General features: G+C 73.2%; 21 protein-coding genes. 17 read left to right on the forward strand and 4 right to left on the reverse strand.

The features are described from left to right. Window positions 1-107: 107 nt before the first annotated feature. The 4 genes from ACH4PY_RS32360 to ACH4PY_RS32375 form a co-directional block, all read right to left on the reverse strand. Window positions 108-2,528, reverse strand: a complete 2,421-nt coding sequence (locus tag ACH4PY_RS32360) for a DUF3488 and DUF4129 domain-containing transglutaminase family protein (protein ID WP_398191221.1) — start codon at window positions 2,526-2,528, stop codon at window positions 108-110. After that, on the reverse strand, window positions 2,525-3,934 hold the full coding sequence (locus ACH4PY_RS32365) for a DUF58 domain-containing protein (protein ID WP_398191224.1): 1,410 nt from the start codon (window positions 3,932-3,934) through the stop codon (window positions 2,525-2,527). Before ACH4PY_RS32365 ends, ACH4PY_RS32360 begins: the two co-directional genes overlap by 4 nt. After that, window positions 3,934-4,941, reverse strand: a complete 1,008-nt coding sequence (locus tag ACH4PY_RS32370; protein ID WP_398191227.1) for an AAA family ATPase — start codon at window positions 4,939-4,941, stop codon at window positions 3,934-3,936. Before ACH4PY_RS32370 ends, ACH4PY_RS32365 begins: the two co-directional genes overlap by 1 nt. 152 nt (window positions 4,942-5,093) lie before the next feature. After that, window positions 5,094-5,657, reverse strand: coding sequence for a beta-class carbonic anhydrase (locus ACH4PY_RS32375; RefSeq protein ID WP_398191230.1), 564 nt, complete (start codon window positions 5,655-5,657; stop codon window positions 5,094-5,096). A gap of 330 nt (window positions 5,658-5,987) precedes the next feature. Between ACH4PY_RS32375 and mraZ the strand changes: the two genes are divergently transcribed. The 17 genes from mraZ to ACH4PY_RS32460 all read left to right on the forward strand — a co-directional run bounded on the left by mraZ (window position 5,988) and on the right by ACH4PY_RS32460 (window position 24,616). Further along, window positions 5,988-6,428, forward strand: a complete 441-nt coding sequence (gene mraZ, locus ACH4PY_RS32380) for a division/cell wall cluster transcriptional repressor MraZ (RefSeq protein ID WP_398191306.1) — start codon at window positions 5,988-5,990, stop codon at window positions 6,426-6,428. Window positions 6,429-6,642: 214 nt separating this feature from the next. Then, a complete protein-coding gene (gene rsmH / locus ACH4PY_RS32385) occupies window positions 6,643-7,635 on the forward strand; it encodes a 16S rRNA (cytosine(1402)-N(4))-methyltransferase RsmH (protein WP_398191233.1) in 993 nt (330 codons plus the stop codon). Next, complete coding sequence (locus tag ACH4PY_RS32390) at window positions 7,632-8,135, forward strand: cell division protein FtsL (RefSeq protein WP_398191235.1); 504 nt, start codon at window positions 7,632-7,634, stop codon at window positions 8,133-8,135. The genes rsmH and ACH4PY_RS32390 overlap by 4 nt, the downstream gene beginning before the upstream one ends. Before the next feature lie 142 nt (window positions 8,136-8,277). After that, window positions 8,278-10,287 (forward strand): peptidoglycan D,D-transpeptidase FtsI family protein, encoded by a 2,010-nt coding sequence (locus ACH4PY_RS32395; RefSeq protein WP_398191238.1) that lies wholly within the window; start codon window positions 8,278-8,280, stop codon window positions 10,285-10,287. 2 nt (window positions 10,288-10,289) lie between these two features. Beyond that, complete coding sequence (locus tag ACH4PY_RS32400; protein WP_398191241.1) at window positions 10,290-11,966, forward strand: UDP-N-acetylmuramoyl-L-alanyl-D-glutamate--2,6-diaminopimelate ligase; 1,677 nt, start codon at window positions 10,290-10,292, stop codon at window positions 11,964-11,966. Further along, window positions 11,963-13,405: a UDP-N-acetylmuramoyl-tripeptide--D-alanyl-D-alanine ligase gene (murF, locus tag ACH4PY_RS32405; RefSeq protein WP_398191245.1), complete on the forward strand. Its 1,443-nt coding sequence runs from the start codon at window positions 11,963-11,965 to the stop codon at window positions 13,403-13,405. The genes ACH4PY_RS32400 and murF overlap by 4 nt, the downstream gene beginning before the upstream one ends. Next, window positions 13,402-14,466: a phospho-N-acetylmuramoyl-pentapeptide-transferase gene (gene mraY / locus ACH4PY_RS32410; RefSeq protein ID WP_398191248.1), complete on the forward strand. Its 1,065-nt coding sequence runs from the start codon at window positions 13,402-13,404 to the stop codon at window positions 14,464-14,466. The genes murF and mraY overlap by 4 nt, the downstream gene beginning before the upstream one ends. Beyond that, window positions 14,463-15,908: a UDP-N-acetylmuramoyl-L-alanine--D-glutamate ligase gene (gene murD, locus ACH4PY_RS32415; protein ID WP_398191251.1), complete on the forward strand. Its 1,446-nt coding sequence runs from the start codon at window positions 14,463-14,465 to the stop codon at window positions 15,906-15,908. Before mraY ends, murD begins: the two co-directional genes overlap by 4 nt. Before the next feature lie 55 nt (window positions 15,909-15,963). Next, complete coding sequence (gene ftsW / locus ACH4PY_RS32420) at window positions 15,964-17,286, forward strand: putative lipid II flippase FtsW (protein ID WP_398191254.1); 1,323 nt, start codon at window positions 15,964-15,966, stop codon at window positions 17,284-17,286. Window positions 17,287-17,292: 6 nt separating this feature from the next. Further along, complete coding sequence (gene murG / locus ACH4PY_RS32425; RefSeq protein WP_398191257.1) at window positions 17,293-18,387, forward strand: undecaprenyldiphospho-muramoylpentapeptide beta-N-acetylglucosaminyltransferase; 1,095 nt, start codon at window positions 17,293-17,295, stop codon at window positions 18,385-18,387. A gap of 34 nt (window positions 18,388-18,421) precedes the next feature. Continuing rightward, entirely contained in the window at window positions 18,422-19,309 is an 888-nt protein-coding gene (locus ACH4PY_RS32430; protein WP_398191260.1) for a cell division protein FtsQ/DivIB, read from the forward strand. Window positions 19,310-19,570: 261 nt separating this feature from the next. After that, window positions 19,571-20,803, forward strand: a complete 1,233-nt coding sequence (gene ftsZ / locus ACH4PY_RS32435) for a cell division protein FtsZ (protein ID WP_398191263.1) — start codon at window positions 19,571-19,573, stop codon at window positions 20,801-20,803. A 10-nt stretch (window positions 20,804-20,813) separates the two neighbouring features. Beyond that, window positions 20,814-21,551, forward strand: coding sequence for a peptidoglycan editing factor PgeF (gene pgeF / locus ACH4PY_RS32440; RefSeq protein WP_398191266.1), 738 nt, complete (start codon window positions 20,814-20,816; stop codon window positions 21,549-21,551). Continuing rightward, window positions 21,548-22,318 carry a YggS family pyridoxal phosphate-dependent enzyme gene (locus ACH4PY_RS32445; RefSeq protein ID WP_398191269.1) on the forward strand — a complete coding sequence of 257 codons (771 nt, stop codon included), beginning with the start codon at window positions 21,548-21,550 and terminating at the stop codon, window positions 22,316-22,318. The genes pgeF and ACH4PY_RS32445 overlap by 4 nt, the downstream gene beginning before the upstream one ends. A gap of 98 nt (window positions 22,319-22,416) precedes the next feature. Beyond that, on the forward strand, window positions 22,417-23,034 hold the full coding sequence (gene sepF, locus ACH4PY_RS32450; RefSeq protein WP_031523375.1) for a cell division protein SepF: 618 nt from the start codon (window positions 22,417-22,419) through the stop codon (window positions 23,032-23,034). A 60-nt stretch (window positions 23,035-23,094) separates the two neighbouring features. Further along, window positions 23,095-23,382 (forward strand): YggT family protein, encoded by a 288-nt coding sequence (locus tag ACH4PY_RS32455; RefSeq protein WP_398191273.1) that lies wholly within the window; start codon window positions 23,095-23,097, stop codon window positions 23,380-23,382. A gap of 46 nt (window positions 23,383-23,428) precedes the next feature. Continuing rightward, window positions 23,429-24,616, forward strand: a complete 1,188-nt coding sequence (locus ACH4PY_RS32460; RefSeq protein ID WP_398191276.1) for a DivIVA domain-containing protein — start codon at window positions 23,429-23,431, stop codon at window positions 24,614-24,616. Window positions 24,617-24,623: the final 7 nt, after the last annotated feature.

Consider the following 24,623-nt stretch of genomic DNA (forward strand, 5'->3'; position numbering starts at 1 on the left):
TGCTGTCCGGGGCCGTCTCCGGCGCCGCCGGGCGAGCACTCAGGGGCGCGTGGGAGGTACCCCCACGCGCCCCTGGAAACGCTCGCCCGGCGCGGTAGCGCGGAACCTCAGCTCGCCCCGCGGGGGAGGCGGCGGCGGATGGGGGCCGTCAGACGGTCGGCCGTCGCGGAGACGCGGGCGGAGAGGGCCGCGCTGTGCGCGGAGGCTCGCCACAGGACGCGTGCGAAGGAGCGCGGCAGGAAGCGCGCCCGGAAGCGCCCGCCCCGCCCGGCGGCCGCGTGCAGCCCGGCCCGTACCGCGTGGACGTCCGCGGCGAGCCCGGCGGCGGGCGGCGCCTGCGGCGCGTACAGGGTCCGCTCCACCGCGGTGGCCAGCCGGGTCGCGCCCTCCGCGGCCGAGCCGCTCAGTCCGCCCTCGGTGACGAGCCGGGCCATCGCCCGGCGGGGTGTCTCGGACTCGTCCGGCGCGATGCCGTAGTCCCACCCGGTGTCGAGCACCTCGTGCCAGGCGGCGAGGACGGGCCCGCCGTACTCCTCCCGGGTCTCGCGGCCGCCGCCGAGGCGCCGGGCGCGCAGCCGGCCGCGCCACAGCATCGGCAGCGTCGGCACGGCGAGCAGCAGCAGGACGAGCAGGGCGAGCCCGGCGTAGCGGAAGGCGTCGGAGCTGCCGCCCGAGCCGCCGCTGCCGGCGGCGGCCGCGGGGGCGCAGCTCGCGCCGGAGCCGGTGTGGTCGGCGCACTCGGTGGAGGCGGTCGGCTGCGGCTGAGCGGTGTTGCCCTGGCCGTGCTGCCCGGGGTCGGCGGTCTCGCCGCCGTTGCTGGGGCTGGTCGGCAGCGTGTAGTCGGGCACGGTGCCGCGGTAGGGGGTGGGCTCGAAGCGGGTCCAGCCGATGCCCTCGAAGTACAGCTCGGGCCAGGCGTGGGCGTCCTTGATGCCGACCGACATGGAGCCGTTGGCGGTCATCGAGCCGGGGGTGAAGCCGACGGCGACGCGCGCCGGGATGTGCAGGGTGCGGGCCATCGCCGCCATGGTGAAGGCGAAGTGGATGCAGAAGCCCTTCTTGGTCTGGAGGAAGCGCGCGATGGCGTCGACGCCGGTGCCGGACTTCGCCTGGGTGTCGTAGACGAACTGCCCGGAGGTGAAGTACTCCTGGAGGTCCAGCGCCCGCTGGTAGTCGTCGGTCGCGCCCCGCGTGACCTGCTCGGCGGTCTGCGCGACGATCTTCGGCAGCGAGCCGGGCACCTGCTCGTAGTGGTCGGCGATGTCCCCGGTGGCCGGGGGCGCGGCCTCCAGCTGCGCGGCGGTGGGGTCCACCTGGAGGCTGGAGACCTGGTAGCGGATGCCCGCGGTGGTCTGCCGGTCCTCGCCGATGACCATCCGGCCCTCGGGTTCGTACCGCCAGTTGCCCTCGGCCTGCACCCGGGTGGCCGGGTAGGGCATGGGCAGCCAGCCCTGCGCGTAGTTCTGGTCCACCGTCACCGTGGTGTCGACGGTGGTGGAGGGGACGTCGGAGGCGAGGCCCTGCGGGGCGGGCAGCGGGTCGGGGATGTCGAGCTTCTCGTCCTTGGACGCCGACCAGCTCGTGCCGTCGAAGCGGTCGAGGGCGACGATCCGCAGGTACATGCCCTGGGCGTCGCCGGAGTTGGTGCGGTAGGTCATCACCTCGCGGTTGTCGGGCTGGTTGAGGTAGTCCTGGAGCGCGACCTCGGGACGCACCGAGGTGGAGGTGCCGTTGCCCGTGCCGAGCCCGTCGCCGCCACCGCCTCCGCCGGTGCCGTCCAGCACACCGCTGCCCAGCGAGGGCAGGGCCGCCGGGAGCACCAGCGCGATACCCAGTGCCATCACGCCGATCCGGCGCCCGGTGCGCACCGGGGCGAGCGGCGCGCCGCCGCCCGCCGTGCCCGCTGGTCCGGACCAGGAGCCCGGCCGCGGCGCGCCGCCGAAGACCCGGCCCCAGCGGGAGAGCCGGTCGCGGCCCTCGGCGAGGAGCAGGAGCAGGTAGCCCATGGAGGCGACCAGGAAGTACACCCACTGGCTGCTGCCGTCCTCCAGGCCCGCGGCGACCGCGTAGAGGGCCAGCAGCGGCAGCCCGGCCGGGGCCGCGCTGTTGTACGTGACCGCGATGGCGTCGACCGCGAGCGCGATCACCAGCACGCCGCCGACCAGCAGGAACTTGATACCGGGGGTGACGGGCGCGGGGATCGCGAAGTTGGTGACGTCGGTCATGCCGTCCTGCACCAGCTGGCCGAACTGCTGGAAGGCCTGCGGTCCGGGCAGGACGCCGCCGAGCGCCTGGTGCGGGGTGAACATGACCGTCAGCACGATCAGCGACACCACCGCCTGCGCCAGCACCGTCAGCGGCCTGGCCAGGGGGATCCGGCGGGCCCCTGCGCCGACCGCGGCCTGGAAGGCGACGCAGAAGGCGGCCTTCACGAACCAGCCGCGCGGGCTGGCCAGTGGCAGCAGCGCCGACGCCGCCATCAGCGACGCCAGCGCGGCGAAGATCGTCAGCCGTGCGCGTCCGCTCATCGTGTCGCCCCCGCCTCGTGCTGCGGCCCGGGGGCGTTCTCCCCCGACCGGTAGCGGTCCGCCTGCTGCCACAGCTCCGGCAGCGAGTCGCCCGCCCTGACCTCCACGACCGTCCAGCCCGCCTCGCGCAGCAGCCGCACCGCGGCCCGCGTCCCCTCCGGGGCCTGCGGCACCGCGGTGGCGTCGGTCACCGCCACCATCCGGCCGGTGGCGTCGGTGGCCACCCAGTCGTCGCTGTCCAGGACGAAGGCGACCGCGCCGCCGGCGCGCTGCCGCAGCCGGGCCACGCTCGTCGCGTGCTCCTCGTCCATGTCGCCCAGCAGGGCCACGATGAGGCCCTCGCTCGCCGTGCGCAGCGCCTCGTAGGCGGCCGACAGCGTCCGGCCGTCGGAGTGGCCGACCACCGCGAGGGTGTCCAGCAGGACGCCCGCCATGTCGGAGGAGTCGCCCGCGAAGCCGCCGGTGCCCTCGGGGCCGGGGACGCTGGTGCCGGTGTCGGTGAGCAGCCGGACCGCGTAGCCGCGCTCCAGCATGTGGGTGGACACCGACGCGGCGGCCGACACCGCCCACTCGAAGGCCGAGTCGGGGCCGGAACCGAAGTAGGCCCACTCGCGGGTGTCGAGCAGCACGGTGCAGCGGGCCCGGTGCGGCTGCTCCTCGCGGCGCACCATCAGCTCGCCGTAGCGGGCGGTGGAGCGCCAGTGCACCCGGCGCAGGTCGTCGCCGTGCCGGTAGCCGCGCGGGATGACGTCGTCCTCACCGGCGAAGGCCAGCGCCCGGGTGCGGCTCTCGCCGTAGCCGTTGGCCTGGCCGGTGAGCCGGACCGGCGGCAGCGGCTCGACCTTGGGCACCACGGTGAGGGTGTCGTACGCGCTGAAGGAGCGGGTCAGCTCGCACATCCCGAACGGGTCGCTCAGCCGCAGCTGGAGCGGGCCCAGCGGGTAGCGGCCGCGCAGGTCGGAGCGCACCCGGTAGGACACCTCGCGGTGCCCGCCGGGCTCGACGCGGTCCAGGACGAAGCGCGGGCGCGGGCCCAGGACGTACGGCACCCGGTCCTGGAGCATCAGCAGCCCGGTGGGGACGCGGGAGACGTTGTCGACGCGCAGGTGCACCCGCGCCTCGGACATCGCGGGCACCCGGGACGGCGACAGCCGGCGGCTGCCGGCCACCCGGTAGCGGGTGCGGTAGAGCACCGCGACGCACACCAGCGGCAGCACCGCGAGCAGCAGCCCGACCCGCAGCAGGTCGGGCTGGCCGAGCACGTAGGCGCATATCGCGGCGGCGACACCCGCGGCCACGAAGGAGCGGCCGCGGGTGGTGAGCCCGCCGAGCGCGGTGCGGAAGCCGCCGGTGCGCGGCGGCTGGGCCGGTGGTGCGGGCGGTGCCGCGGGGACCTGGGAGGCCATCACAGCCCCCGGGCACCCGGCATGCCGGGACGGCGGCCCGCCGACGGGTCGGGCACCGGGACGCGCTGCAGGATCTCGGCGACGACCTGTTCGGGGGTGCGCCGGTTCAGCTGCGCCTGCGCGGTCGGCAGCAGCCGGTGCGCGAGCACCGGCGCGGCCAGCGCCTGCACGTCGTCGGGCAGCACGAACTCCCGCCCGTCCAGGGCCGCGGAGGCCCGCGCCGCGCGGACGAGGTGCAGCGTGGCGCGCGGCGAGGCGCCGAGCCGCAGGTCCGGATGCTCGCGGGTGGCGCCGACGAGCGCCACCGCGTACCGGCGCACCGGGTCGGCGACGTGCACCTGGCGGACGGCCTCGACGAGCTTGACGATCTCGTGCGCGTGCGCGACCGGCTGGAGGTCGTCGAGCGGTGAGACACCGCCGTGCACGTCCAGCATCTTCAGCTCGGCCTCGGGGCTGGGGTAGCCGACCGAGACCCGGGCCATGAAGCGGTCCCGCTGTGCCTCGGGGAGCGGGTAGGTGCCCTCCATCTCCACCGGGTTCTGGGTGGCGATGACCATGAAGGGGCTGGGCAGTTCGTAGGAGGTGCCGTCGACGGTGACCTGGCCCTCCTCCATCGACTCCAGCAGCGCCGACTGGGTCTTGGGCGAGGCGCGGTTGATCTCGTCGCCGACCACGATCTGGGCGAAGATCGCGCCGGGCTTGAACTCGAAGTCGCGCTGCTGCTGGTCGAAGACGCTCACGCCGGTGATGTCGGACGGCAGCAGGTCCGGGGTGAACTGGATGCGCCGCACCGAGCAGTCGATGGAGCGGGCCAGGGCCTTGGACAGCATGGTCTTGCCGACACCCGGCACGTCCTCGATGAGCAGATGCCCCTCGGCGAGCAGGACGGTCAGCGCGATCCTCACGACCTCCGGCTTGCCCTCGATCACGTGCTCCACGCTGCGGCGTACCCGGTCGGCCGTCGTGCTCAGGTCGCTGAGGCTTGCGCGTGCGTCAAAGGTGGTCACCCGGTGCTCCTAGGCCATGTTCCGCGGGACACGGTCATCCCTGGACCGGCCCTCCCCATCGTGCGCGCCGCCCCGCCGTCCGAACGGCGGGACGGAACCGCACTGTTGCATTCTTCCCTTACGCGGCAGCCCTCGTCACTCGCCTGCCGTTATTAATTCGTGATTTCCCGCAGCCGGCCCGTGTGCACGTCGAAGACGAAGCCCCGCACGTCGTCGGTGTGCGGCAGGAACGGTGAGGTCCGCACCCGCGCCATCGACTGCCGCACGTCCTGGTCGGCGTCGGTGAACGCCTCCACCGACCAGGTCGGACGCTGGCCGACCTCGGCCTCCAGCTCGGTGCGGAAGTCCTCGGTGATGGTCTCCATGCCGCAGCCGGTGTGGTGGATCAGCACCACGGAGCGGGTGCCGAGGGCGCGCTGGCTGATGGCCAGCGAGCGGATGGTGTCGTCGGTGACGACGCCCCCGGCGTTGCGGATGGTGTGGCAGTCGCCCAGTGCGAGACCGAGCGCCTTGTGCAGGTCGAGACGGGCGTCCATGCACGCCACCACAGCCACCTGGAGCACCGGGCGGGCGTCCATGCCGGGGTCGGTGAAGGCGGCGGCGTAATCCGTGTTGGCCTGGACGAGCCGGTCGGTGACCGAGGCGGTGGCGGAGGCCGAGCCGGCGGCCGGGCCGTGGGATGCGGAGGGTCCGGAAGATCCAGGAGATATCGACATGCCTCGACGGTAAGGCCCGGACCCCGTCCGCACCCCTCCTGGGTTCGTACGAATCAGCCGAATATGCAGCCATTCCAGCGGTGTGTGACGTAACCCACACGGGTTGTGCGGTGCGTGCGGGGATCGCTCGACAGGGTGACGCGCCCGCGCCCGGCCACCGTTGACCGTGGGGCATGGTGGAGTAAAGTGGAGCGAAGTGGTGCTTGGAGGGCTGCCCCGGACGTCGTCGGACGCCGAGGCGGCCGGTACGGGGCCGGCGGCCGCCGCGGACATCGGAAGCGCGGGACGCACGGCCGCACGGCGGCGTCTGCGGGAGGTGCGATGGTCCCGATGTTCCTCGGGACGTACACCCCGCGGCTGGACGACAAGCACCGTCTGGTGCTGCCCGCCCGCTTCCGCGAACCCCTCGCCGACGGCCTCGTCATCACCCGCGGGCAGGAGCGCTGCCTGTGTGTTTGGCCCCTGGAGGGCTTCCGGGCCGCCACCGCGCAGCTCGCCGCCGCGCCGCTGACGGCCCTGACGTCCAAGACCGCGCGCGACTACCAGCGGCTGCTGTTCGCCGGCGCGCACGACGAGGTCCCCGACCGGCAGGGCCGGGTGACCGTGCCGCAGCCGCTGCGCGAGTACGCGGGGCTGGAGCGCGACTGCGCGGTCATCGGCGCCAACAGCCGGGTGGAGATCTGGTCCGCCACCGCGTGGGCGGAGTACCTGGCGGCGCAGGAAGACACCTTTTCGGCTCTGTCACAGGAGGTTCCGCCCGGATTACTGTGAGCGCGGCCCAGCCCTCCGCGCACCCGCCGCGAACCACCCGCGCGGACGTACGGCTCGGCCTCCTCCCGCTCCACGGTTTCGCTGGCACCACTTCCCCGGTGCCAGGGGAACGTTTCTGCCGAGCGGGCGGGGACCAGGTTCTACGTCCGACCGCCGGCCGCCGCCGCCAGGGCGGGCCGCGCGCCAGCACCGTCCGAGAAGGGCCGGCCCCTCCATGAGCGACACCCCTCCGCAGCCGACCGAGCCGCGGCACGTCCCGGTGATGCTGCGGCGTTGCCTCGACCTGCTCGCGCCGGCCCTCGCCGAACCCGGCGCGGTGGTCGTCGACGCCACCCTCGGGCTCGGCGGGCACAGCGAGGCACTGCTCGGCACCTTCCCCTCCGCCCGGCTCGTCGCCCTCGACCGCGACCCCGAGGCGCTCAAGCTCTCCGCCCGCCGCCTGGAACCCTTCGGTGACCGCGCCACCCTCGTGCACGCCGTCTACGACGAACTCCCCGACGTACTCTCCTCGCTGAACGTGGCGCGCGTCCAGGGCGTGCTGTTCGACCTCGGGGTGTCCTCCATGCAGCTCGACGAGGCCGACCGCGGCTTCGCCTACGCGCAGGACGCCCCGCTGGACATGCGGATGGACCAGACCACCGGGATCAGCGCCGCCGAGGTCCTCAACACCTACCCGCCCGGCGAACTCGTCCGCATCCTGCGCTCCTACGGCGAGGAGAAGTTCGCCCGCAAGATCGTCGACGCGGTCGTACGGGAACGCGAACGCGAGCCCTTCACCACCTCCGCCCGGCTCGTCGAGCTCATCAGGAACGCGCTGCCGCAGGCCGCCAAGCGCACCGGCGGCAACCCCGCCAAGCGCACCTTCCAGGCGCTGCGCATCGAGGTCAACGGCGAGCTGTCGGTCCTGGAACGCGCGGTGCCGGCCGCGGTCGGCGCGCTCGCCGTCGGCGGCCGGATCGCGGTGCTCTCCTACCAGTCGCTGGAGGACCGGCTCGTCAAGCAGGTCTTCGCGGCCGGTGCGAGCACCACCGCCCCGCCGGGACTGCCGATCGTGCCCGAGCAGTACCAGCCACGGCTGAAACTGCTCACCCGCGGCGCGGAACTGCCCTCCGAGGACGAGATCGCCGAGAACCGCCGCGCCGCACCCGCCCGGCTGCGCGCCGCCGAGCGGATCCGCGAGGAGCACATCGGGGAGGAGCTGTCATGAGCCCCGCCCGCCCTGCCCGCCCCGCCCGCAGGCCCGGCGGCGGCCGCACCGCAACCGCGGCGCGCACCCCGTTCGTCATCCTCGTCGTGACCCTGCTCGGCGGAGGCCTCATCGCGCTGCTGCTGCTGAACGCCGCCGTCAACCGCGACTCCTTCCAGCTCAACAAGCTTGAGAAGGAGACGACGGGATACACGGACGAGCAGCAGCAGCTCCAGCAGGAGGTCGACCAGTACGGGGCACCCGGCTCCCTGGAGCACCGGGCGCGGGGGCTCGGCATGGTGCCGGGCGGCAATCCGGCGTTCCTCGGGCCCGACGGCTCCGTCCTCGGCACCCCCGAGCGGGCGACGGCCCCGCCGCCCCCTCCGTCCCCGAAGCCCAGTGCCTCACCGGCGAGCCCGACCACCACACCGTCGCCGGGTACGCCGTCCAGCGCGCCGCCGAGCCCGGCGACCACGACCCCGACCACGACCCCGACCACGACCCCGACCCCGACGAGGTGAGCATGCCGGTCAACTGCGCTCCTCTGCGCTCCGGGGTGCCTCTTGCGGAGGTGGACGCGACCTTCCCGCCGTCGTGGCCGGTCGCGCGGTTCTCCCCCAGCGCTTCGCCTGGGAGGTACCCCCAGGGGCACGGAGGTGTCCGATGAGCAGGCCCGCAGGGCAAGGGCAGGGGCGCCCCCCGCGCCCGGGACCGCGCCCGCCGGCGAGGCAGCGGCAGGGGCAGGCGCCACCGCAGCCGCCGAGGCGGCGGGAAGGTCTTCCCGGCCCCCGGCGCACCCGCCCCGCGGGGGTCGTGCGGCTGGGGCGGCCGCGGCCGCGGCTGCGGCTCGTCGGGGTCGCCCTCACCCTGGTGATGGGCATCTTCGTGGTGCGGCTCCTCCAGGTGCAGGCCCTGGACGCGTCGGCGTACGCCGCGAAGGCCGCGGTCAACCGCTGGGTCACGCACGACGTGACGGCGGACCGCGGCACGATCACCGACCGGGACGGCGTCGCCCTCGCGGCGACCGTGGACGCGTACGACATCACCGCCGACCCCTATCTCTTCACGCCCGAGCAGGCGAAGTCCAAGGACGCCCCGACCCGCGCGGCCGAGCTGCTCGCGCCGATCGTCGGGGTGGACGCGACCACGCTCGCCCGCGAGCTGTCGACGCCGAACTCCCGCTACCAGCTGCTGGCGCGGCAGCAGACGCCGCAGGTGTGGAGCCAGATCTCCGACCTGAAGAAGTCGCTGGCCGCGCAGTCGCTGAAGCAGCCGGGCGCGAACGTGCTCGCGGGCGTGTTCAGCGAGCCGCACACCAAGCGCGTCTACCCCGGCGGCGACCTCGCCGCGGGCGTGCTGGGCTTCGTCAACAGCCAGGGCAAGGGCGGCGGCGGCCTGGAGTCGATGCTGGACAAGCAGCTCGCGGGCCGGAACGGCAAGATCCGCTACGCCCAGTCCAACGGCCGCCAGGTGCCGACCGCGGGCGTCCAGCAGCAGCCCGCGGTGCCCGGCTCGAACGTCCGGCTGACCCTCGACCGGGACATCCAGTGGGCCGCCCAGAGCGCGATCAGCGCCCAGGTCGCGGCGTCGCACGCGGACCGCGGCTACGTCATCGTCATGGACAACAGGACCGGCGAGGTGCTGGCGATGGCCGACGCCCCCGGTTTCGACCCGGGCGACCTCACGCACGCCGACCCCGAGGCGCTCGGCAACGCCGCGATGCAGGACGCGTACGAGCCGGGCAGCGTCAGCAAGCTCATGTCGATGGCGGCGATCATCGACACCGGCACCGCCACCCCCGAGACCCGGGTCGTGGTGCCCGGCACGCTGCCGCGCGCCGACCGGGTCTTCCACGACGACGTCGACCACGGCACCTGGTACCTGACACTCAACGGCGTGCTCGCCAAGTCCAGCAACATCGGCACCATCGAGGCCACCGGGCAGCTCGGCAAGACCCAGGCGCAGGCCAACCAGGTGCTCTACTCGTACCTGAAGAAGTTCGGCATCGGCGATCCCAGCGGCATCGGCTTCCCCGGCGAGACCCCCGGCATCCTGGCCAAGCCCAAGGACTGGAACGCCTCGCAGCAGTACACGATCCCGTTCGGCCAGGGCCTGTCGCTCAACGCCCTCCAGGCCACCTCGGTGTACGCGACCATCGCCAACGGCGGGGTACGCGTCCAGCCCAGCCTCATCCGCGGCATCACCGGCCCCGACGGGCGCTTCGTCCCGTCCCCGGCGCCGGAGAAGACCCGGGTGGTCAGCGCGAAGACCGCGACGACGCTCTCGCAGATGCTGGAGTCGGTGGTCGGCAGCGAGGAGGGCACCGGCACCAAGGCCAAGATCGACGGCTACCGGGTGGCGGGCAAGACGGGTACGGCCAACCGGGTGGACCCGAAAACCGGCAGGTACCACGGCTACACCGCGTCCTTCATGGGCTTCGCACCGGCCGACAACCCACGCGTCACGATCTCCTGCGTCATCCAGAACCCGACCAAGGGCAGCTATTTCGGCGGCTCGATCTGCGGCCCGGTCTTCAAGCAGGTGATGGAGTTCTCCCTCAAGACCCTTCGGGTGCCGCCCTCCGGCGCCCCCGCGCCCAAGCTCCCGCTCGACTTCGACCCGGCGGAGACGGCCGCCCCCGTGGTGTCGCCGTCCGGCCCGAAGGGACGGTGAGCATGGCGGGCACCGACCACGGCCACCCCGGCACCGCCCCGCGCGGCGCGCGCGACCCGCGGCTGCCGCGCCCGGCCCGTTTTGGCCCGCAGCCCGGCCGGGCCGGTAACCTCACCGCCGTGCCCAACCCTGATCAAGCCACCACCCTCACCCCGCCGGGCGCGCCGCGCCCGTCGCGCATCCGCCCGACCCCGCTGACCGACCTGGCCCGGCGGCTCGGAGTGCCGGATCTCGGCGGTGACACCGCGGTCACCGGGATCACCCACGACTCGCGCGCGGTCCGCCCCGGCGACGTGTACGCGGCGCTGCCCGGCGCCCGCTTCCACGGCGCGGACTTCGCCGCCCAGGCGGCGGCGGCCGGCGCCGTGGCCGTCCTGACCGACCCGGCGGGCGTCGAGCGCGCCGCCGCCACGTCGCTGCCCGTGCTGGCCGTCGGCGACCCCCGGGCGGTGATGGGCGAGCTGGCCGCGGCCGTCTACGGCGAGCCCGGCGAGGCGCTGCTGCGCATCGGCGTCACCGGCACCTCCGGCAAGACCACGACCTCCTACCTCGTCGAGGGCGGCCTGCGGGCCGCGACGCACGGCGGGACGGGACTGATCGGCACCGTCGAGACCCGGATCGGCGACGAGCGCATCAAGAGCGAGCGCACCACCCCGGAGGCCACCGACCTCCAGGCGCTGTTCGCGGTGATGCGCGAGCGCGGGGTCGCCTCGGTCGTCATGGAGGTCTCCAGCCACGCCCTGGTGCTCGGCCGGGTGGACGGCGCGCTCTTCGACGTCGCCGTCTTCACCAACCTCAGCCCGGAGCACATGGAGTTCCACTCCGGCATGGAGGACTACTTCCAGGCCAAGGCGCAGCTGTTCACCCCGCGCCGCAGCCGGCTCGGGGTGGTCAACCTGGACGACGAGTACGGCCGCCGGCTGGTCGCCGAGGCCGGGGTGCCGCTCGTGACGTTCTCGGCGCAGGGCAGCCTGGACGCCGACTGGCGCGCGGAGGACGTCGAGGCCGGTCCGATGACGAGCAGCTTCACCGTCGTCGGGCCCAAGGGCGAGCGCTTCGCCGCGACCTCCCCGCTGCCCGGCCCGTTCAACGTCGCCAACACGCTGGCCGCGATCACCGCGCTGGCCGCGGCGGGCCTGGACCCGGGCACCGCCGCCGAGGGCGTCGCGGCGGTGCCCGGGGTGCCGGGCCGGCTGGAGCGGGTGGACGCCGGGCAGCCGTACCTGGCGGTCGTGGACTACGCGCACAAGACCGACGCCGTCGAGTCCGTGCTGCGCGCGCTGCGCACCACCACCGGCGGCCGTATCCACGCCGTCCTGGGCTGCGGCGGCGACCGTGACGCCACCAAGCGCGCCCCGATGGGCGCCGCGCTGGCCCGGCTCGCCGACACCGCCGTCCTGACGTCGGACAACCCGCGTTCGGAGGACCCGCTGGCGATCCTCACCGCGATGCTCGCCGGGGCCGCGCAGGTGCCCGCCGAGCAGCGCGGCCACGTCCTGGTGGAGCCCGACCGGGCCGCCGCGGTGGCCGCCGCCGTCGCCCGCGCCGAGCCGGGCGACGTCGTGCTGGTCGCCGGCAAGGGCCATGAGCAGGGCCAGGACATCGCCGGCGTGGTGCGACCGTTCGACGACCGAGAGGTGCTGCGCGCCGCGATCGAGAAGGACCGGAAGGCATCGTGATCCCCCTTTCCCTCGCCGAGGTCGCACGCGCCGTCGGCGGGACCACGCACGACATACCGGACGAGGCGGTCATGGTGACCGGGCCGGTCGTCCACGACTCCCGCGAGGTGGTGCCCGGGGCGCTGTTCGTGGCCTTCGCCGGCGAGCGCGCCGACGGCCACGACTTCGCGCCCGGCGCGGTCGCCGCCGGCGCGGTCGCGGTGCTCGCGGCCCGCCCGCTGGGGGTGCCCGCGATCGTCGTCGACGACGTGCAGGCCGCGCTCGGCGCGCTGGCCCGGCACGTCATCGAGCGGCTGGGCGCCACCGTGGTGGCGCTCACCGGCTCCGCGGGCAAGACCAGCACCAAGGACCTGCTCGCACAGGTCCTGCAGCGGCTCGGTCCGACCGTGTGGACCCCCGGGTCGCTCAACAACGAGATCGGGCTGCCGCTGACGGCCCTCAGAGCCGACGAGAGCACCCGGCACCTGGTGCTGGAGATGGGGGCCCGCGGCATCGGCCACATCGCCTACCTGACCGGCCTGACGCCGCCGCGGATGGGGCTCGTGCTGAACGTCGGCAGCGCTCACATCGGCGAGTTCGGCGGAAAGGAGCAGATCGCCCGGGCCAAGGGCGAAATGGTCGAGGCGCTGCCGGACGAGCACGCCGGAGGCGTCGCCGTCCTCAACGCCGACGACCCTCTGGTGCGGGCCATGGCCGACCGGACCAAGGCGCGGATCGTGCTCTTCGGGGAGAGCGAGCACGCCGACGTCAGGGCCTCCGACGTGCACCTCAACGACCGCGGGCAGCCGGTGTTCACACTGCATGCCCCCACCGGGTGCGCCGACGTGACCTTGCGCCTGTACGGTGAGCACCACGTGTCGAACGCGCTCGCCGCAGCCGCCGTCGCCAGTGAACTCGGCATGCCCGTAAGGGAGATCGCCACCGCGCTCTCCGAAGCCGGGTCACTGTCGCACTGGCGGATGGAGGTCACCGAGCGCCCCGACGGCGTGACGGTCGTCAACGACGCCTACAACGCGAACCCCGAATCCGTGCGGGCCGCCCTGCGCGCACTCGCGGCGATGGGCAGGCCCGCGCAGGCCCGGGGGGGACGGACGTGGGCGGTGCTGGGAAAGATGGCCGAACTGGGCGGAGAAGCGCTTGCCGAGCACGACGCGGTGGGGCGGCTGGCCGTCCGGCTCAACGTCAGCAAGCTCGTCTGCGTCGGCGGTCAGGAAGCCGCGTGGCTGCAGATGGGCGCCTATAACGAGGGTTCGTGGGGTGAGGAGTCGGTGCACGTGTCCGACGCAGAGGCGGCGATCGACCTGTTGCGCGCAGAGCTGCGGCCGGGTGACGTCGTGCTGGTGAAGGCATCCAGGTCGGTCGGCCTGGAGGCCGTCGCCCTGGCGCTGACCGAGGACGTCCCGGGCGGAGCGGCAGCCGGCGAGGGTGCCGCGCGATGAAGCAGATCCTCGTCTCCGGGGTGCTGGGCCTCTTCCTGTCCCTGATCGGCACCCCGCTGCTGATCCGGCTGCTCGCCCGCAAGGGCTACGGCCAGATGATCCGCGACGACGGCCCGCAGGCGCACCACAGCAAGCGCGGCACGCCCACCATGGGCGGTATCGCCTTCATCCTGGCCACGCTCATCGCGTACGCCGTGACCAAGCTCATCACCGGCGACAAGCCGAGCATGTCCGGTGTGCTGGTGCTCTTCCTGACCACCGGGCTCGGCGTCGTCGGCTTCCTCGACGACTACATCAAGATCGTCAAGCAGCGCAGCCTGGGCCTGCGCGCCAAGGCGAAGATGGCCGGCCAGCTCATCGTCGGCGTCGCCTTCGCGGTGCTCTCGCTGAACTTCGCGGACTCCCGCAACCAGACCCCGGCCTCCACCAAGCTGTCCTTCACCACGGACTTCGGCTGGTCGATCGGCCCGGTCATCTTCGTGGTCTGGGCGCTGTTCATGATCCTGGCCATGTCCAACGGCGTGAACCTCACCGACGGCCTCGACGGCCTGGCCACCGGCGCCTCGACGATGGCCTTCGCCGCCTACACCGTCATCGGCGTGTGGCAGTACGGCCAGTGGTGCGGCGCGCAGGTGAGCGCCAACGGCGCCTGCTACGAGGTGCGCGACCCGCTCGACCTCGCGGTGGTGGCCGCCGCCTTGATGGGCGCGTGCTTCGGCTTCCTGTGGTGGAACACCTCACCGGCCAAGATCTTCATGGGCGACACCGGCTCCCTCGCGCTCGGCGGCGCGCTCGCGGGCCTGGCGATCTGCTCGCGCACCGAGCTGCTGCTCGCCGTCCTCGGCGGCCTGTTCGTGCTCATCACCATGTCGGTGGTCATCCAGGTCGGCTCCTTCCGGCTGACCGGCAAACGCGTCTTCCGCATGGCACCGCTCCAGCACCACTTCGAGCTCAAGGGCTGGAGCGAGGTCCTGGTAGTGGTCCGCTTCTGGATCGTCCAGGGCATGTGCATGGCCGTCGGCCTCGGCATCTTCTACGCCGCCTGGGTGGCCGCCTCATGACCGCCGCCGCCCCCGGGCACCCGGGCGCCGCCTTCGCGGGCGTACGGGTCACCGTCGCCGGCCTCGGGGTGTCCGGGGTGCCCGCGGCCAAGGCGCTGCACTCCTTCGGCGCGCACGTCACGGTCGTCAACGGCACCGCGGGGGAGCGGCAGCAGGCCGAGGCCGCCGAACTGGAGGCGCTGGGCATCTCCGTACGCCTCGGTGACGGGGACACCCTGCCGGAGGGCACCGAGCTGGTCGTGACCGCGCCCGGCTGGAAGCCGTCCAGCCCGCTGTTCACGGCTGCCGCGGCCGCGGGCGTCGAGGTCATCGGCGACGTCGAGCTGGCCTGGCGGCTGCGCGGCGAGGACGCCGCGCCCTGGCTCGCGGTGACCGGCACCAACGGCAAGACCACCACCACCCGCATGCTCGCCGCGATCCTCACCGCGGCGGGCCTGCGCACCGCGGCGGTCGGCAACATCGGCGTCTCGCTGCTGGACGCGGTGCTCGGCGACGAGCCGTACGACGTCCTCGCCGTCGAGCTGTCCAGCTACCAGCTGCACTGGGCGCCCGGCATCCGGCCGCACAGCGCGGCCGTGCTCAACCTGGCGCCCGACCACCTGGACTGGCACGGCTCGATGGAGGACTACGCGGCCGACAAGGGCCGGATCTTCCACGGCAACCAGGTCGCGTGCGTCTACAACGCCGCCGACCCGGCCACCGAGAAGCTGGTGGAGGAGGCCGACGTCGAGGAGGGCTGCCGGGCGATCGGCTTCACCCTGGGCGCCCCCCGCATGTCGGAACTCGGTGTCGTCGAGGGCCTGCTGGTCGACCGGGCGTTCGTGCCCGACCGCCGCACCAAGGCCCAGGAGCTCGCCGAGGTCGCCGACGTCCAGCCGTCCGCCCCGCACAACGTCGCCAACGCGCTGGCCGCCGCGGCGCTCGCCCGCGCCTACGGGGTGCCGCCCGGTGCCGTCCGCGACGGCCTGCGGGCCTTCCGGCCGGACGCCCACCGCATCGCCGAGGTCGCGGTGCAGGACGGGGTGACCTGGGTCGACGACTCCAAGGCGACCAACACGCACGCCGCCCAGGCCTCGCTGACCGCGTACGACCACGTGGTGTGGATCGCCGGCGGGCTCGCCAAGGGTGCGGAGTTCGACGAGCTGGTGCGGGCCGCCGCGCCGCGGCTGCGCGCCGCGGTGCTGATGGGCGCCGACCGCGCGCTGATCCGCGAAGCCCTGGCGCGACACGCCCCGCAGGTGCCGGTGGTGGACCTGGAACGGACCGACACTGGGGCGATGTCCGCGGCCGTCGCCGAGGCGCGGCGGCTGGCCGTACCGGGTGACACCGTCCTGCTGGCGCCCGCGTGCGCGTCGATGGACATGTTCAGCAACTACAACCAGCGCGGCGACATGTTCGCCGACGCGGTCCGCGCCGCCTCGCCGGACACCGCGGCGCACTAGCCGCCGCGGCCCGGCAGCAGCGGGCCGCGGCGCACCGCACCGACGGAGGGGACGCATGACGGCACACGGCTCGACGCCCCGCGGCGCCGCCCGCCGCCCCGGCGCCCGGCCCCAGGCACCCAGCGCGCTGCGTGCCGCGGCCCGGCTGCCCGGCCGGCTGCGCGCGGCCTGGGACCGGCCGCTGACGGCCTACTACGTGATCCTCGGCGGCAGCCTGCTGATCACGGTGCTGGGCCTGGTGATGGTCTATTCGGCGTCGATGATCCAGGCGCTGCGCTACGGGCTGCCGTCCACCTTCTACTTCCGCAAGCAGCTGCTCGCCGTCGCGATCGGCTCGGTGCTGCTCTACGCGGCCGCGCGGATGCCGGTGCGGCTGCACCGCGCGCTGGCCTACCCGATACTGCTGGGCTCGGTGTTCCTGATGTGCCTGGTGCAGGTGCCGGGCGTCGGACAGACCGTCAACGGCAACACCAACTGGATCTCCATCGGCGGCCCCTTCCAGATCCAGCCCAGCGAGTTCGGCAAGCTCGCGCTGGTGCTGTGGGGCGCCGACCTGCTGGCCCGCAAGGGCGACAAGGGCCTGCTGGTGCAGTGGAAGCATCTGCTGGTGCCGCTCGTGCCGGTCACCGTGCTGCTGCTCGGACTCATCATGCTCGGCGGCGACATGGGCACCACGATGATCCTCACCGCGATCCTCTTCGGCATGCTGTGGCTGGCGGGCGCGCCCACCCGGCTGTTCGCCGGGGTGCTCGGCGGCGCGGGCGTGCTCGCGTTCCTGGCGATCGTCACCAGCTCCAACCGGATGGACCGGCTGCACTGCATCGCCGCCTCCGCCCCCGACAACGGCTGCTGGCAGGCGGTGCACGGCATCTACGCCCTCGCCTCGGGCGGCTGGTTCGGTTCGGGACTCGGGGCGAGCGTGGAGAAATGGGGCGAACTGCCCGAGCCGCACACCGACTTCATCTTCGCCGTGACGGGGGAGGAACTGGGTCTGGCGGGGACGCTGTCGGTACTCGCCCTCTTCGCGGCACTAGGCTACGCGGGTATCCGCGTGGCCGGTCGTACGGAGGACCCCTTCGTCAGGTTCGCAGCGGGTGGCGTGACCACCTGGATCACGGTGCAGGCCGTGATCAACATCGGTGCGGTGCTCGGCCTGCTGCCGATCGCCGGAGTCCCGCTCCCGCTGTTCTCCTACGGGGGTTCGGCCCTCCTGCCGACGATGTTCGCGATCGGGCTGCTGATCTCCTTCGCCAGGAGCGAGCCGGCGGCGCGAGCGGCACTGGCCGTGCGGGGGCGGAGCGGGCGTAAATTCCCGAGCCGGGCAATGACACGGACGATGCGACGGTACGTCACCCGACGGCCGTCCGGAGAGCGGTGAATTTCGGTGCACGTCGTACTCGCCGGCGGGGGGACCGCCGGCCACATCGAGCCTGCGCTCGCGCTCGCCGATGCCCTGCGGAGGCAGGACCCGACAGTGGGCATCACCGCCCTCGGCACCGAGCGGGGTCTGGAGACCAGGCTGGTGCCCGAACGCGGCTACGAACTCGCGCTCATCCCGGCCGTCCCGCTGCCGCGCCGGCCCACCCCCGAACTCATCACCGTGCCCGGCCGGCTGCGCGGCACCATCAAGGCCGCCGAGCAGATCCTGGAGCGCACCAAGGCCGACTGCGTCGTGGGCTTCGGCGGCTACGTCGCCCTGCCCGGCTACCTCGCCGCCAAGCGGCTCGGCGTGCCGATCGTGGTGCACGAGGCCAACGCCCGCCCGGGCCTGGCCAACAAGATCGGCTCCCGCTACGCCCACGCGGTCGCCGTCTCCACCCCCGACAGCAAGCTGCGCGACTCCCGTTACATCGGCATCCCGCTGCGCCGCTCCATCGCCACCCTGGACCGCGCCGCGGCCCGCCCCGAGGCCCGGCACGCCTTCGGCCTGGACCAGAACCTGCCGACGCTGCTCGTCTCCGGCGGTTCGCAGGGCGCCCGCCGCCTCAACGAGGTGGCCGCCACCGTCGCCCCGCGGCTCCAGCAGTCCGGCGTGCAGATCCTGCACGCGGTCGGCCCCAAGAACGAGCTGCCCAAGGCCGACAATATGCCCGGCATGCCGCCGTACCGCCCCGTCCCGTACGTCGACCGGATGGATCTCGCGTACGCCGCCGCCGACATGATGCTGTGCCGGGCCGGGGCCATGACCGTCGCCGAACTGTCCGCGGTCGGGCTGCCCGCCGCGTACGTGCCGCTGCCGATCGGCAACGGCGAGCAGCGGCTCAACGCGCAGCCCGTGGTCAAGGCGGGCGGCGGCCTGCTGGTCGACGACGCCGAGCTGACGCCGGACTGGGTGCTCGGCAACGTCCTGCCCGTCCTCACCGACCCGCACCGGCTCTACGACATGTCCCGCGCCGCCGCCGAGTTCGGCCGCAGGGACGCCGACGACCTGCTCGTCGGCATGGTGTACGAGGCGGTGGGCGCCCGCCGGGCACGATAGAGCCCGGCGGGAGTCGATCAGCGGGGAGTCGGACATGGCAGGCGTGACAGGACCCGGCGCCGGGACCGGAGCCAGACCCGAGCAGCGCGGCGGCGGCCGCCCCGAACGCCCCGGCGGGCGCCCGCCCGGGGCACCCGCGGGAGCGGCGGGCGGCCGCCCGCCCGGCACCGCCCGGCCGCCGGGCGAGTCCGGCGGCGGGCGGCGGGCCCGGCTCACCCCGCCCTCGCGCCGCACCCTGTTGATCGTCCTGGTGGCGCTCACCGTCCTGCTGGGCGGCGGCACATGGGCGGTCTACGGCTCCCCGTGGCTGCGGGCCCGCACGGTGAGCGTGCACGGCACCGGGGTGCTGACCCCGGAACAGGTGCGCAAGGCCGCCGCGGTCCCGCTGGGCGGGGCGCTGGTCTCGGTCGACACCGCGGCGGTGCGCGCCCGGCTGCTGAAGGAGCTGCCCCGGCTGAAGGACGCCCGGGTGCACCGGGGGTGGCCGCACACCGTGCGCATCGACGTCACCGAGCGGACCCCGTCGGCGATCCTGAAAAGCGGCGCGAAGTTCACCGAGGTCGACCGGGACGGGGTGCGCTTCGCGACCGTCGACCGGGCGCCGGACGGGGTGCCGCTGGTGGAATTGACGCCGGATCAGACGGCGAGCTTTCGGCATTTCGGAACAAAAAGACTGCTGCAAGGCGCCATTACCGTCGCGGGCCGGCTGCCGGATTCGCTCGCCGGGCGCGCGACCGCGATCCGGGTGCGTTCCTACGACGCGATCACCGTCGAACTCACCGGCGGTCGCGACGTGATGTGGGGGAGCGCCGACGACAGCGCTGTGAAGGCGGCGGTCCTCACGGCGCTCATGAAGGCCGAGCCGCACGCCACGCACTACGACGTGAGCGCCCCCACCGCCCCTGCGGCGTCCGGAAGTTGACGTGTGCGGGACGTCCGCTTCGCTAGTATTCGACCCCTGGTTCACGGAACCGGGGCGTGATCACATAGGGTCAAAAGAAAAACGGGAGGTTCGGCGTGTTCGTTGAACCTCCACCGCTTGTCGACTTAGTGTCTCGTCCCAAAGGAACACATGGGACAGGCATACTGGTAACCCTAAACCTCAGGGTTAGGGTTCGGAACGGCCCGGCGAGCGTACCGACCGTCCCACACACTTCGTAAATCGAGGCGAGAGGCCTTCGACGTGGCAGCACCGCAGAACTACCTCGCAGTCATCAAGGTCGTCGGCATCGGCGGCGGTGGCGTCAACGCCATCAACCGGATGATCGAGGTCGGTCTCAAGGGCGTCGAGTTCATCGCGATCAACACCGATGCGCAGGCCCTGCTGATGAGCGACGCCGACGTCAAGCTGGACGTCGGCCGCGAGCTGACCCGCGGGCTCGGCGCCGGGGCGAACCCGGACGTCGGCCGAAAGGCCGCCGAGGACCACCGCGAGGAGATCGAAGAGGTGCTCAAGGGCGCCGACATGGTCTTCGTCACCGCGGGTGAGGGCGGCGGCACCGGCACCGGCGGCGCCCCCGTGGTCGCCAACATCGCCCGCTCGCTCGGCGCCCTGACCATCGGTGTGGTCACCCGCCCGTTCACCTTCGAGGGCCGCCGCCGCGCCAACCAGGCCGAGGACGGCATCGCAGGCCTGCGGGAGAACGTCGACACCCTGATCGTCATCCCCAACGACCGCCTGCTGTCCATCTCGGACCGCCAGGTCAGCGTGCTGGACGCCTTCCGCTCCGCCGACCAGGTGCTGCTGTCCGGTGTGCAGGGCATCACCGACCTCATCACCACCCCGGGCCTGATCAACCTGGACTTCGCGGACGTGAAGTCCGTGATGTCGGAGGCCGGTTCCGCCCTCATGGGCATCGGCTCGGCCCGCGGCGACGACCGCGCGGTGGCCGCCGCCGAGATGGCGATCTCCTCGCCGCTGCTGGAGGCCTCCATCGACGGCGCCCGCGGGGTGCTGCTGTCCATCTCCGGCGGCTCCGACCTCGGGCTCTTCGAGATCAACGAGGCCGCCCAGCTGGTGAGCGAGGCCGCTCACCCGGAGGCCAACATCATCTTCGGCGCCGTCATCGACGACGCCCTCGGCGACGAGGTCCGGGTCACCGTGATCGCGGCCGGCTTCGACGGCGGCCAGCCGCCGAGCAAGGCCGGCCGGGACAAGGCGCAGGGCTCCACCTACTCCGCGCACGACGGCGGAACCGCCGGCGCGGCCGGTCCGGGCCGCGGCGCCGAGCCGCAGCCGCGTCCGGTGTCGCCCTTCAACGGCCTCGGCGTGCCGTCGGCGATCCCGGCCGAGCGGGAGGCCGAGCCGGTCGCCGAGACCGCCGTCCCCCCGGTCACCCCGCCGGTGGTCCCGCCGGCCCGGCCGTACCAGGACACCGCGGCCGAAGAGCTCGACGTCCCCGACTTCCTGAAGTGACCGCCCGGACGTGATAGGGCACCGCAGCACAGCGAACGGCGCGCATTTCGCCTTCACCGACCGGTGGGGCGGGGTGAGCGCCGTTCCTTACGACAGCCTCAACCTCGGCGGCGCGGTCGGCGACGACCCGGCCGCCGTCGCCGCCAACCGCGACCGGGCCGCCCGCGAACTGGGCCGCGACCCGGGGCGGGTGGTGTGGATGAACCAGGTGCACGGCCGTGACGTCGCCGTCGTCGACCGGCCGTGGGGCGACGAGCCCGCCGGATCCGTCGACGCCCTCGTCACCACCCGCGCCGACCTCACCCTCGGGGTGCTCACCGCCGACTGCGTCCCGGTGCTGCTCGCCGACCCGGTCGCCGGGGTCGCCGCCGCCGCGCACGCCGGGCGGCCGGGGATGACGGCGGGGGTCGCGACCGCCGTGGTCGAGACGATGATCACACTCGGGGCGGCTCCGGGGCGTATGACAGCGCTCCTCGGCCCGTCGGTATGCGGCAAATGCTATGAAGTGCCCGCCGAGATGCGCGACACGGTCGCAGCCGTCGAACCGGCGGCGTACGCCGAGACGAGTTGGGGCACACCGGCGCTCGACGTGGCCGCCGGAGTGCGCGCCCAACTGCTGCGCGCCGGAGTGCGCGCCGTGGAAGGACCCGCCGTGTGCACCCGTGAATCCGCCGACCACTTCTCCTACCGCCGCGACAAGGTCACCGGCCGGCTCGCCGGTTACGTGTGGCTGGACGGTGCGCGATGACCGGCACGGACGGCGCCGACGGCACTGCCGAGGAGGCCGCCGCGCGCGGCGCGCAGCTCGCCGCCAACCTGGCCCGGGTCGAGCAGCGCATCGCCGACGCGTGCGCCGCCGCGGGCCGCGACCGCGCAGACGTCACCCTGATCGTGGTCACCAAGACCTACCCGGCCACCGATGTACGGCTGCTGGCCGGACTCGGGGTCCGCGAGGTCGCCGAGAACCGCGACCAGGAGGCCGCGCAGAAGGCGCAGGAGACCGCCGATCTGCCGCTCAGCTGGCACTTCGTGGGCCAACTCCAGACCAACAAGGCGCGATCCGTGGTCGGTTACGCTGACCATGTGCACTCCGTCGACCGGCTCCGGCTGGTCGGGGCGCTGTCCGCCGCGGCCACCGCCGCCGGGCGGCACATCGGCTGCCTGGTCCAAGTCGCCCTGGACGCCGACGAGACGGCGGGTCCCGGCGGGCGCGGGGAGCGCGGCGGGGTGGCACCCGGCGCGGTGCCCGAGCTCGCCGACGCGATCGCGGCCGCCCCCGGGCTCCGGCTCGACGGGCTCATGACGGTCGCGCCGCTGGCCGGGGCATACGCGGGCCAACCCCGCGCCGCCTTCGACCGGTTGAGGGAAATCTCATCCCGCCTGCGCGAGACGCATCCGGCTGCCACCATGGTCTCGGCAGGGATGAGCCAGGACCTCGACGAAGCGGTGGCGGCCGGAGCGACACATGTGCGCGTCGGAACGGCGGTACTCGGAGTCCGTCCCGGGCTCCGGTAACGTCACCAAACAAGTCGGACCACAGCATAAATATGGTGTGGCGGCCGTCCCCGGCGGACGGCCGAGGACCGCAACACCCCGCTGAGAGGACGCAGAGCATGGCCGGCGCGATGCGCAAGATGGCGGTCTACCTCGGCCTCGTGGAGGACGACGGGTACGACGGCCCGGGTTTTGACCCGGATGACGAGTTCGAGCCGGAGGTGCCCGCGCCCCCGGCGCGTGTCGCGGCCGAGCCGGAGCGCGCCCCCCGCCGACCGCACAGCCAGCACGTGGCGCCGAGCCCGCACCAGCCGCAGCAGGAAGAACCGCCGCGGCTCGTCCATGCTCCCGCACCCCGCGAACCGCGGATCGCCCCCGTGGCGTCCATCACACCCGAACGTCACAGCCTGGAGAAGAACGCAGCGGTGATCATGCCCAAGGTCGTGTCAGAACGCGAGCCCTACCGGATCACGACACTTCACCCCCGGACCTACAACGAAGCCCGTACCATCGGGGAACACTTCCGCGAAGGCACCCCGGTGATCATGAACTTGACGGAGATGGACGACACGGATGCGAAGCGACTTGTCGACTTCGCGGCCGGTCTGGTCTTCGGCCTCCACGGGAGCATCGAGCGGGTGACGCAGAAGGTGTTTCTGCTGTCGCCTGCTAACGTCGATGTCACGGCGGAGGACAAGGCCCGGATCGCCGAGGGCGGGTTCTTCAACCAGAGCTGAACCAAACGCAACCGTCAGGGACCGGCCGGCAGGCCGAGAAGCAGGGGAGAGGGAAGCGCGATGAGTGTCGCACTCCAGGTGCTGGACATCGCGTTGTACTGCTTCCTCTTTGTGCTGATCTTCCGATTGGTGATGGATTACGTCTTCCAGTTCGCCCGCTCGTGGCACCCTGGCAAGGCGATGGTGGTGGTCCTGGAGGGCACTTACACTGTCACCGATCCGCCGCTGAAGCTCCTGCGGCGGTTCATCCCGCCGCTGCGCCTCGGGGGTGTGGCGCTCGACCTGTCCTTCTTCGTACTGATGATCATCGTTTACATCCTGATCTACGTTGTTGGGAGCTTCATGTGAACGGTGCGAGCTCCCGATATGTCGACGATCACGTTGAGGTGAAGAGATGCCGTTGACCCCCGAGGACGTTCGGAACAAGCAGTTCACGACCGTCCGCCTCCGTGAGGGCTATGACGAGGATGAGGTCGACGCCTTCCTCGACGAGGTGGAGGCGGAACTGACCCGCCTGCTCCGTGAGAACGAGGACCTGCGCGCCAAACTGGCCGCCGCGACTCGTGCCGCGGCCCAGGCCAGCCAGCGCAAGCCCGAGCCGCAGGACCGGCCGGTGCCCGCTGCCATATCCGGACCGCAGCCGGTGCAGCAGCAGATGCCGCAGCAGATGGGTCCGCCCCCGCAGCAGGGCGGCATGCCGCAGCTGCCCCCCGGCCCCAGCGCCCAGCAGCACGGTCCTGGCCCCGGCCAGCACCCGATGCAGCAGCAGGGTCCCGGCCCGATGGGCCAGCACCCGATGCAGGGCGGCCCCGGCCCCATGGGCCAGCACCCGATGCAGCAGCAGGGTCCCGGCCCGATGGGCCAGCACCCCATGCAGGGCGGCCCCGGCGGTCACCCGATGCAGCAGCAGGGTCCCGGCGGCGACAGCGCGGCCCGCGTGCTCTCGCTCGCCCAGCAGACCGCCGACCAGGCGATCGCGGAGGCCCGTTCCGAGGCCAACAAGATCGTCGGCGAGGCCCGCAGCCGCGCCGAGGGCCTGGAGCGGGACGCCCGCGCCAAGGCCGACGCGCTGGAGCGGGACGCCCAGGAGAAGCACCGCGTCGCGATGGGCTCCCTGGAGTCCGCCCGCGCCACGCTGGAGCGCAAGGTCGAGGACCTGCGCGGCTTCGAGCGGGAGTACCGCACGCGGCTGAAGTCCTACCTGGAGTCCCAGCTGCGCCAGCTGGAGAACCAGGCGGACGACTCCCTCGCCCCGCCGCGCACCACCCCGTCCGCGCCCTCCCTCCCGGCGGCGGCGTCGCCGATGGCCGGGTCGATGGGCGGCAACGGGATGAGCGGTGGCATGAACGGGATGGCTCCCGCCGGTGCGGGTGCGATGAGCCACAACGGCTCCGCCCCGGCCTTCGGCGGCGGCCAGGGCATGGGCGGTCACACGCCCGGCCCGACGTACGGTGGCCAGCAGCAGATGTCGCCTGCGATGACGCAGCCGATGGCTCCTGTTCGCCCGCAGGGCGGGCCGTCCCCGCTCCAGCAGGCGCCCACGCCGATGAGGGGTTTCCTCATCGACGAGGACGACAACTAGGCGCTGC

This window comes from Streptomyces sp. NPDC021224 (assembly GCF_044332905.1).
Taxonomy (GTDB): Bacteria; Actinomycetota; Actinomycetes; order Streptomycetales; family Streptomycetaceae; genus Actinacidiphila.

What these genes read in the sequence shown, in the direction of transcription:
- ACH4PY_RS32360 (WP_398191221.1), bottom strand. Translation starts at nt 2,528, where the DNA reads ATGAGCGGACGCGCACGGCTGACGATCTTCGCCGCGCTGGCGTCGCTG.
- ACH4PY_RS32365 (WP_398191224.1), bottom strand. Translation starts at nt 3,934, where the DNA reads ATGGCCTCCCAGGTCCCCGCGGCACCGCCCGCACCACCGGCCCAGCCG.
- ACH4PY_RS32375 (WP_398191230.1), bottom strand. Translation starts at nt 5,657, where the DNA reads ATGTCGATATCTCCTGGATCTTCCGGACCCTCCGCATCCCACGGCCCG.
- mraZ (WP_398191306.1), top strand. Translation starts at nt 5,988, where the DNA reads ATGTTCCTCGGGACGTACACCCCGCGGCTGGACGACAAGCACCGTCTG.
- rsmH (WP_398191233.1), top strand. Translation starts at nt 6,643, where the DNA reads ATGAGCGACACCCCTCCGCAGCCGACCGAGCCGCGGCACGTCCCGGTG.
- ACH4PY_RS32390 (WP_398191235.1), top strand. Translation starts at nt 7,632, where the DNA reads ATGAGCCCCGCCCGCCCTGCCCGCCCCGCCCGCAGGCCCGGCGGCGGC.
- ACH4PY_RS32395 (WP_398191238.1), top strand. Translation starts at nt 8,278, where the DNA reads ATGAGCAGGCCCGCAGGGCAAGGGCAGGGGCGCCCCCCGCGCCCGGGA.
- ACH4PY_RS32400 (WP_398191241.1), top strand. Translation starts at nt 10,290, where the DNA reads ATGGCGGGCACCGACCACGGCCACCCCGGCACCGCCCCGCGCGGCGCG.
- mraY (WP_398191248.1), top strand. Translation starts at nt 13,402, where the DNA reads ATGAAGCAGATCCTCGTCTCCGGGGTGCTGGGCCTCTTCCTGTCCCTG.
- murD (WP_398191251.1), top strand. Translation starts at nt 14,463, where the DNA reads ATGACCGCCGCCGCCCCCGGGCACCCGGGCGCCGCCTTCGCGGGCGTA.
- ftsW (WP_398191254.1), top strand. Translation starts at nt 15,964, where the DNA reads ATGACGGCACACGGCTCGACGCCCCGCGGCGCCGCCCGCCGCCCCGGC.
- ACH4PY_RS32430 (WP_398191260.1), top strand. Translation starts at nt 18,422, where the DNA reads ATGGCAGGCGTGACAGGACCCGGCGCCGGGACCGGAGCCAGACCCGAG.
- ACH4PY_RS32445 (WP_398191269.1), top strand. Translation starts at nt 21,548, where the DNA reads ATGACCGGCACGGACGGCGCCGACGGCACTGCCGAGGAGGCCGCCGCG.
- sepF (WP_031523375.1), top strand. Translation starts at nt 22,417, where the DNA reads ATGGCCGGCGCGATGCGCAAGATGGCGGTCTACCTCGGCCTCGTGGAG.
- ACH4PY_RS32455 (WP_398191273.1), top strand. Translation starts at nt 23,095, where the DNA reads ATGAGTGTCGCACTCCAGGTGCTGGACATCGCGTTGTACTGCTTCCTC.
- ACH4PY_RS32460 (WP_398191276.1), top strand. Translation starts at nt 23,429, where the DNA reads ATGCCGTTGACCCCCGAGGACGTTCGGAACAAGCAGTTCACGACCGTC.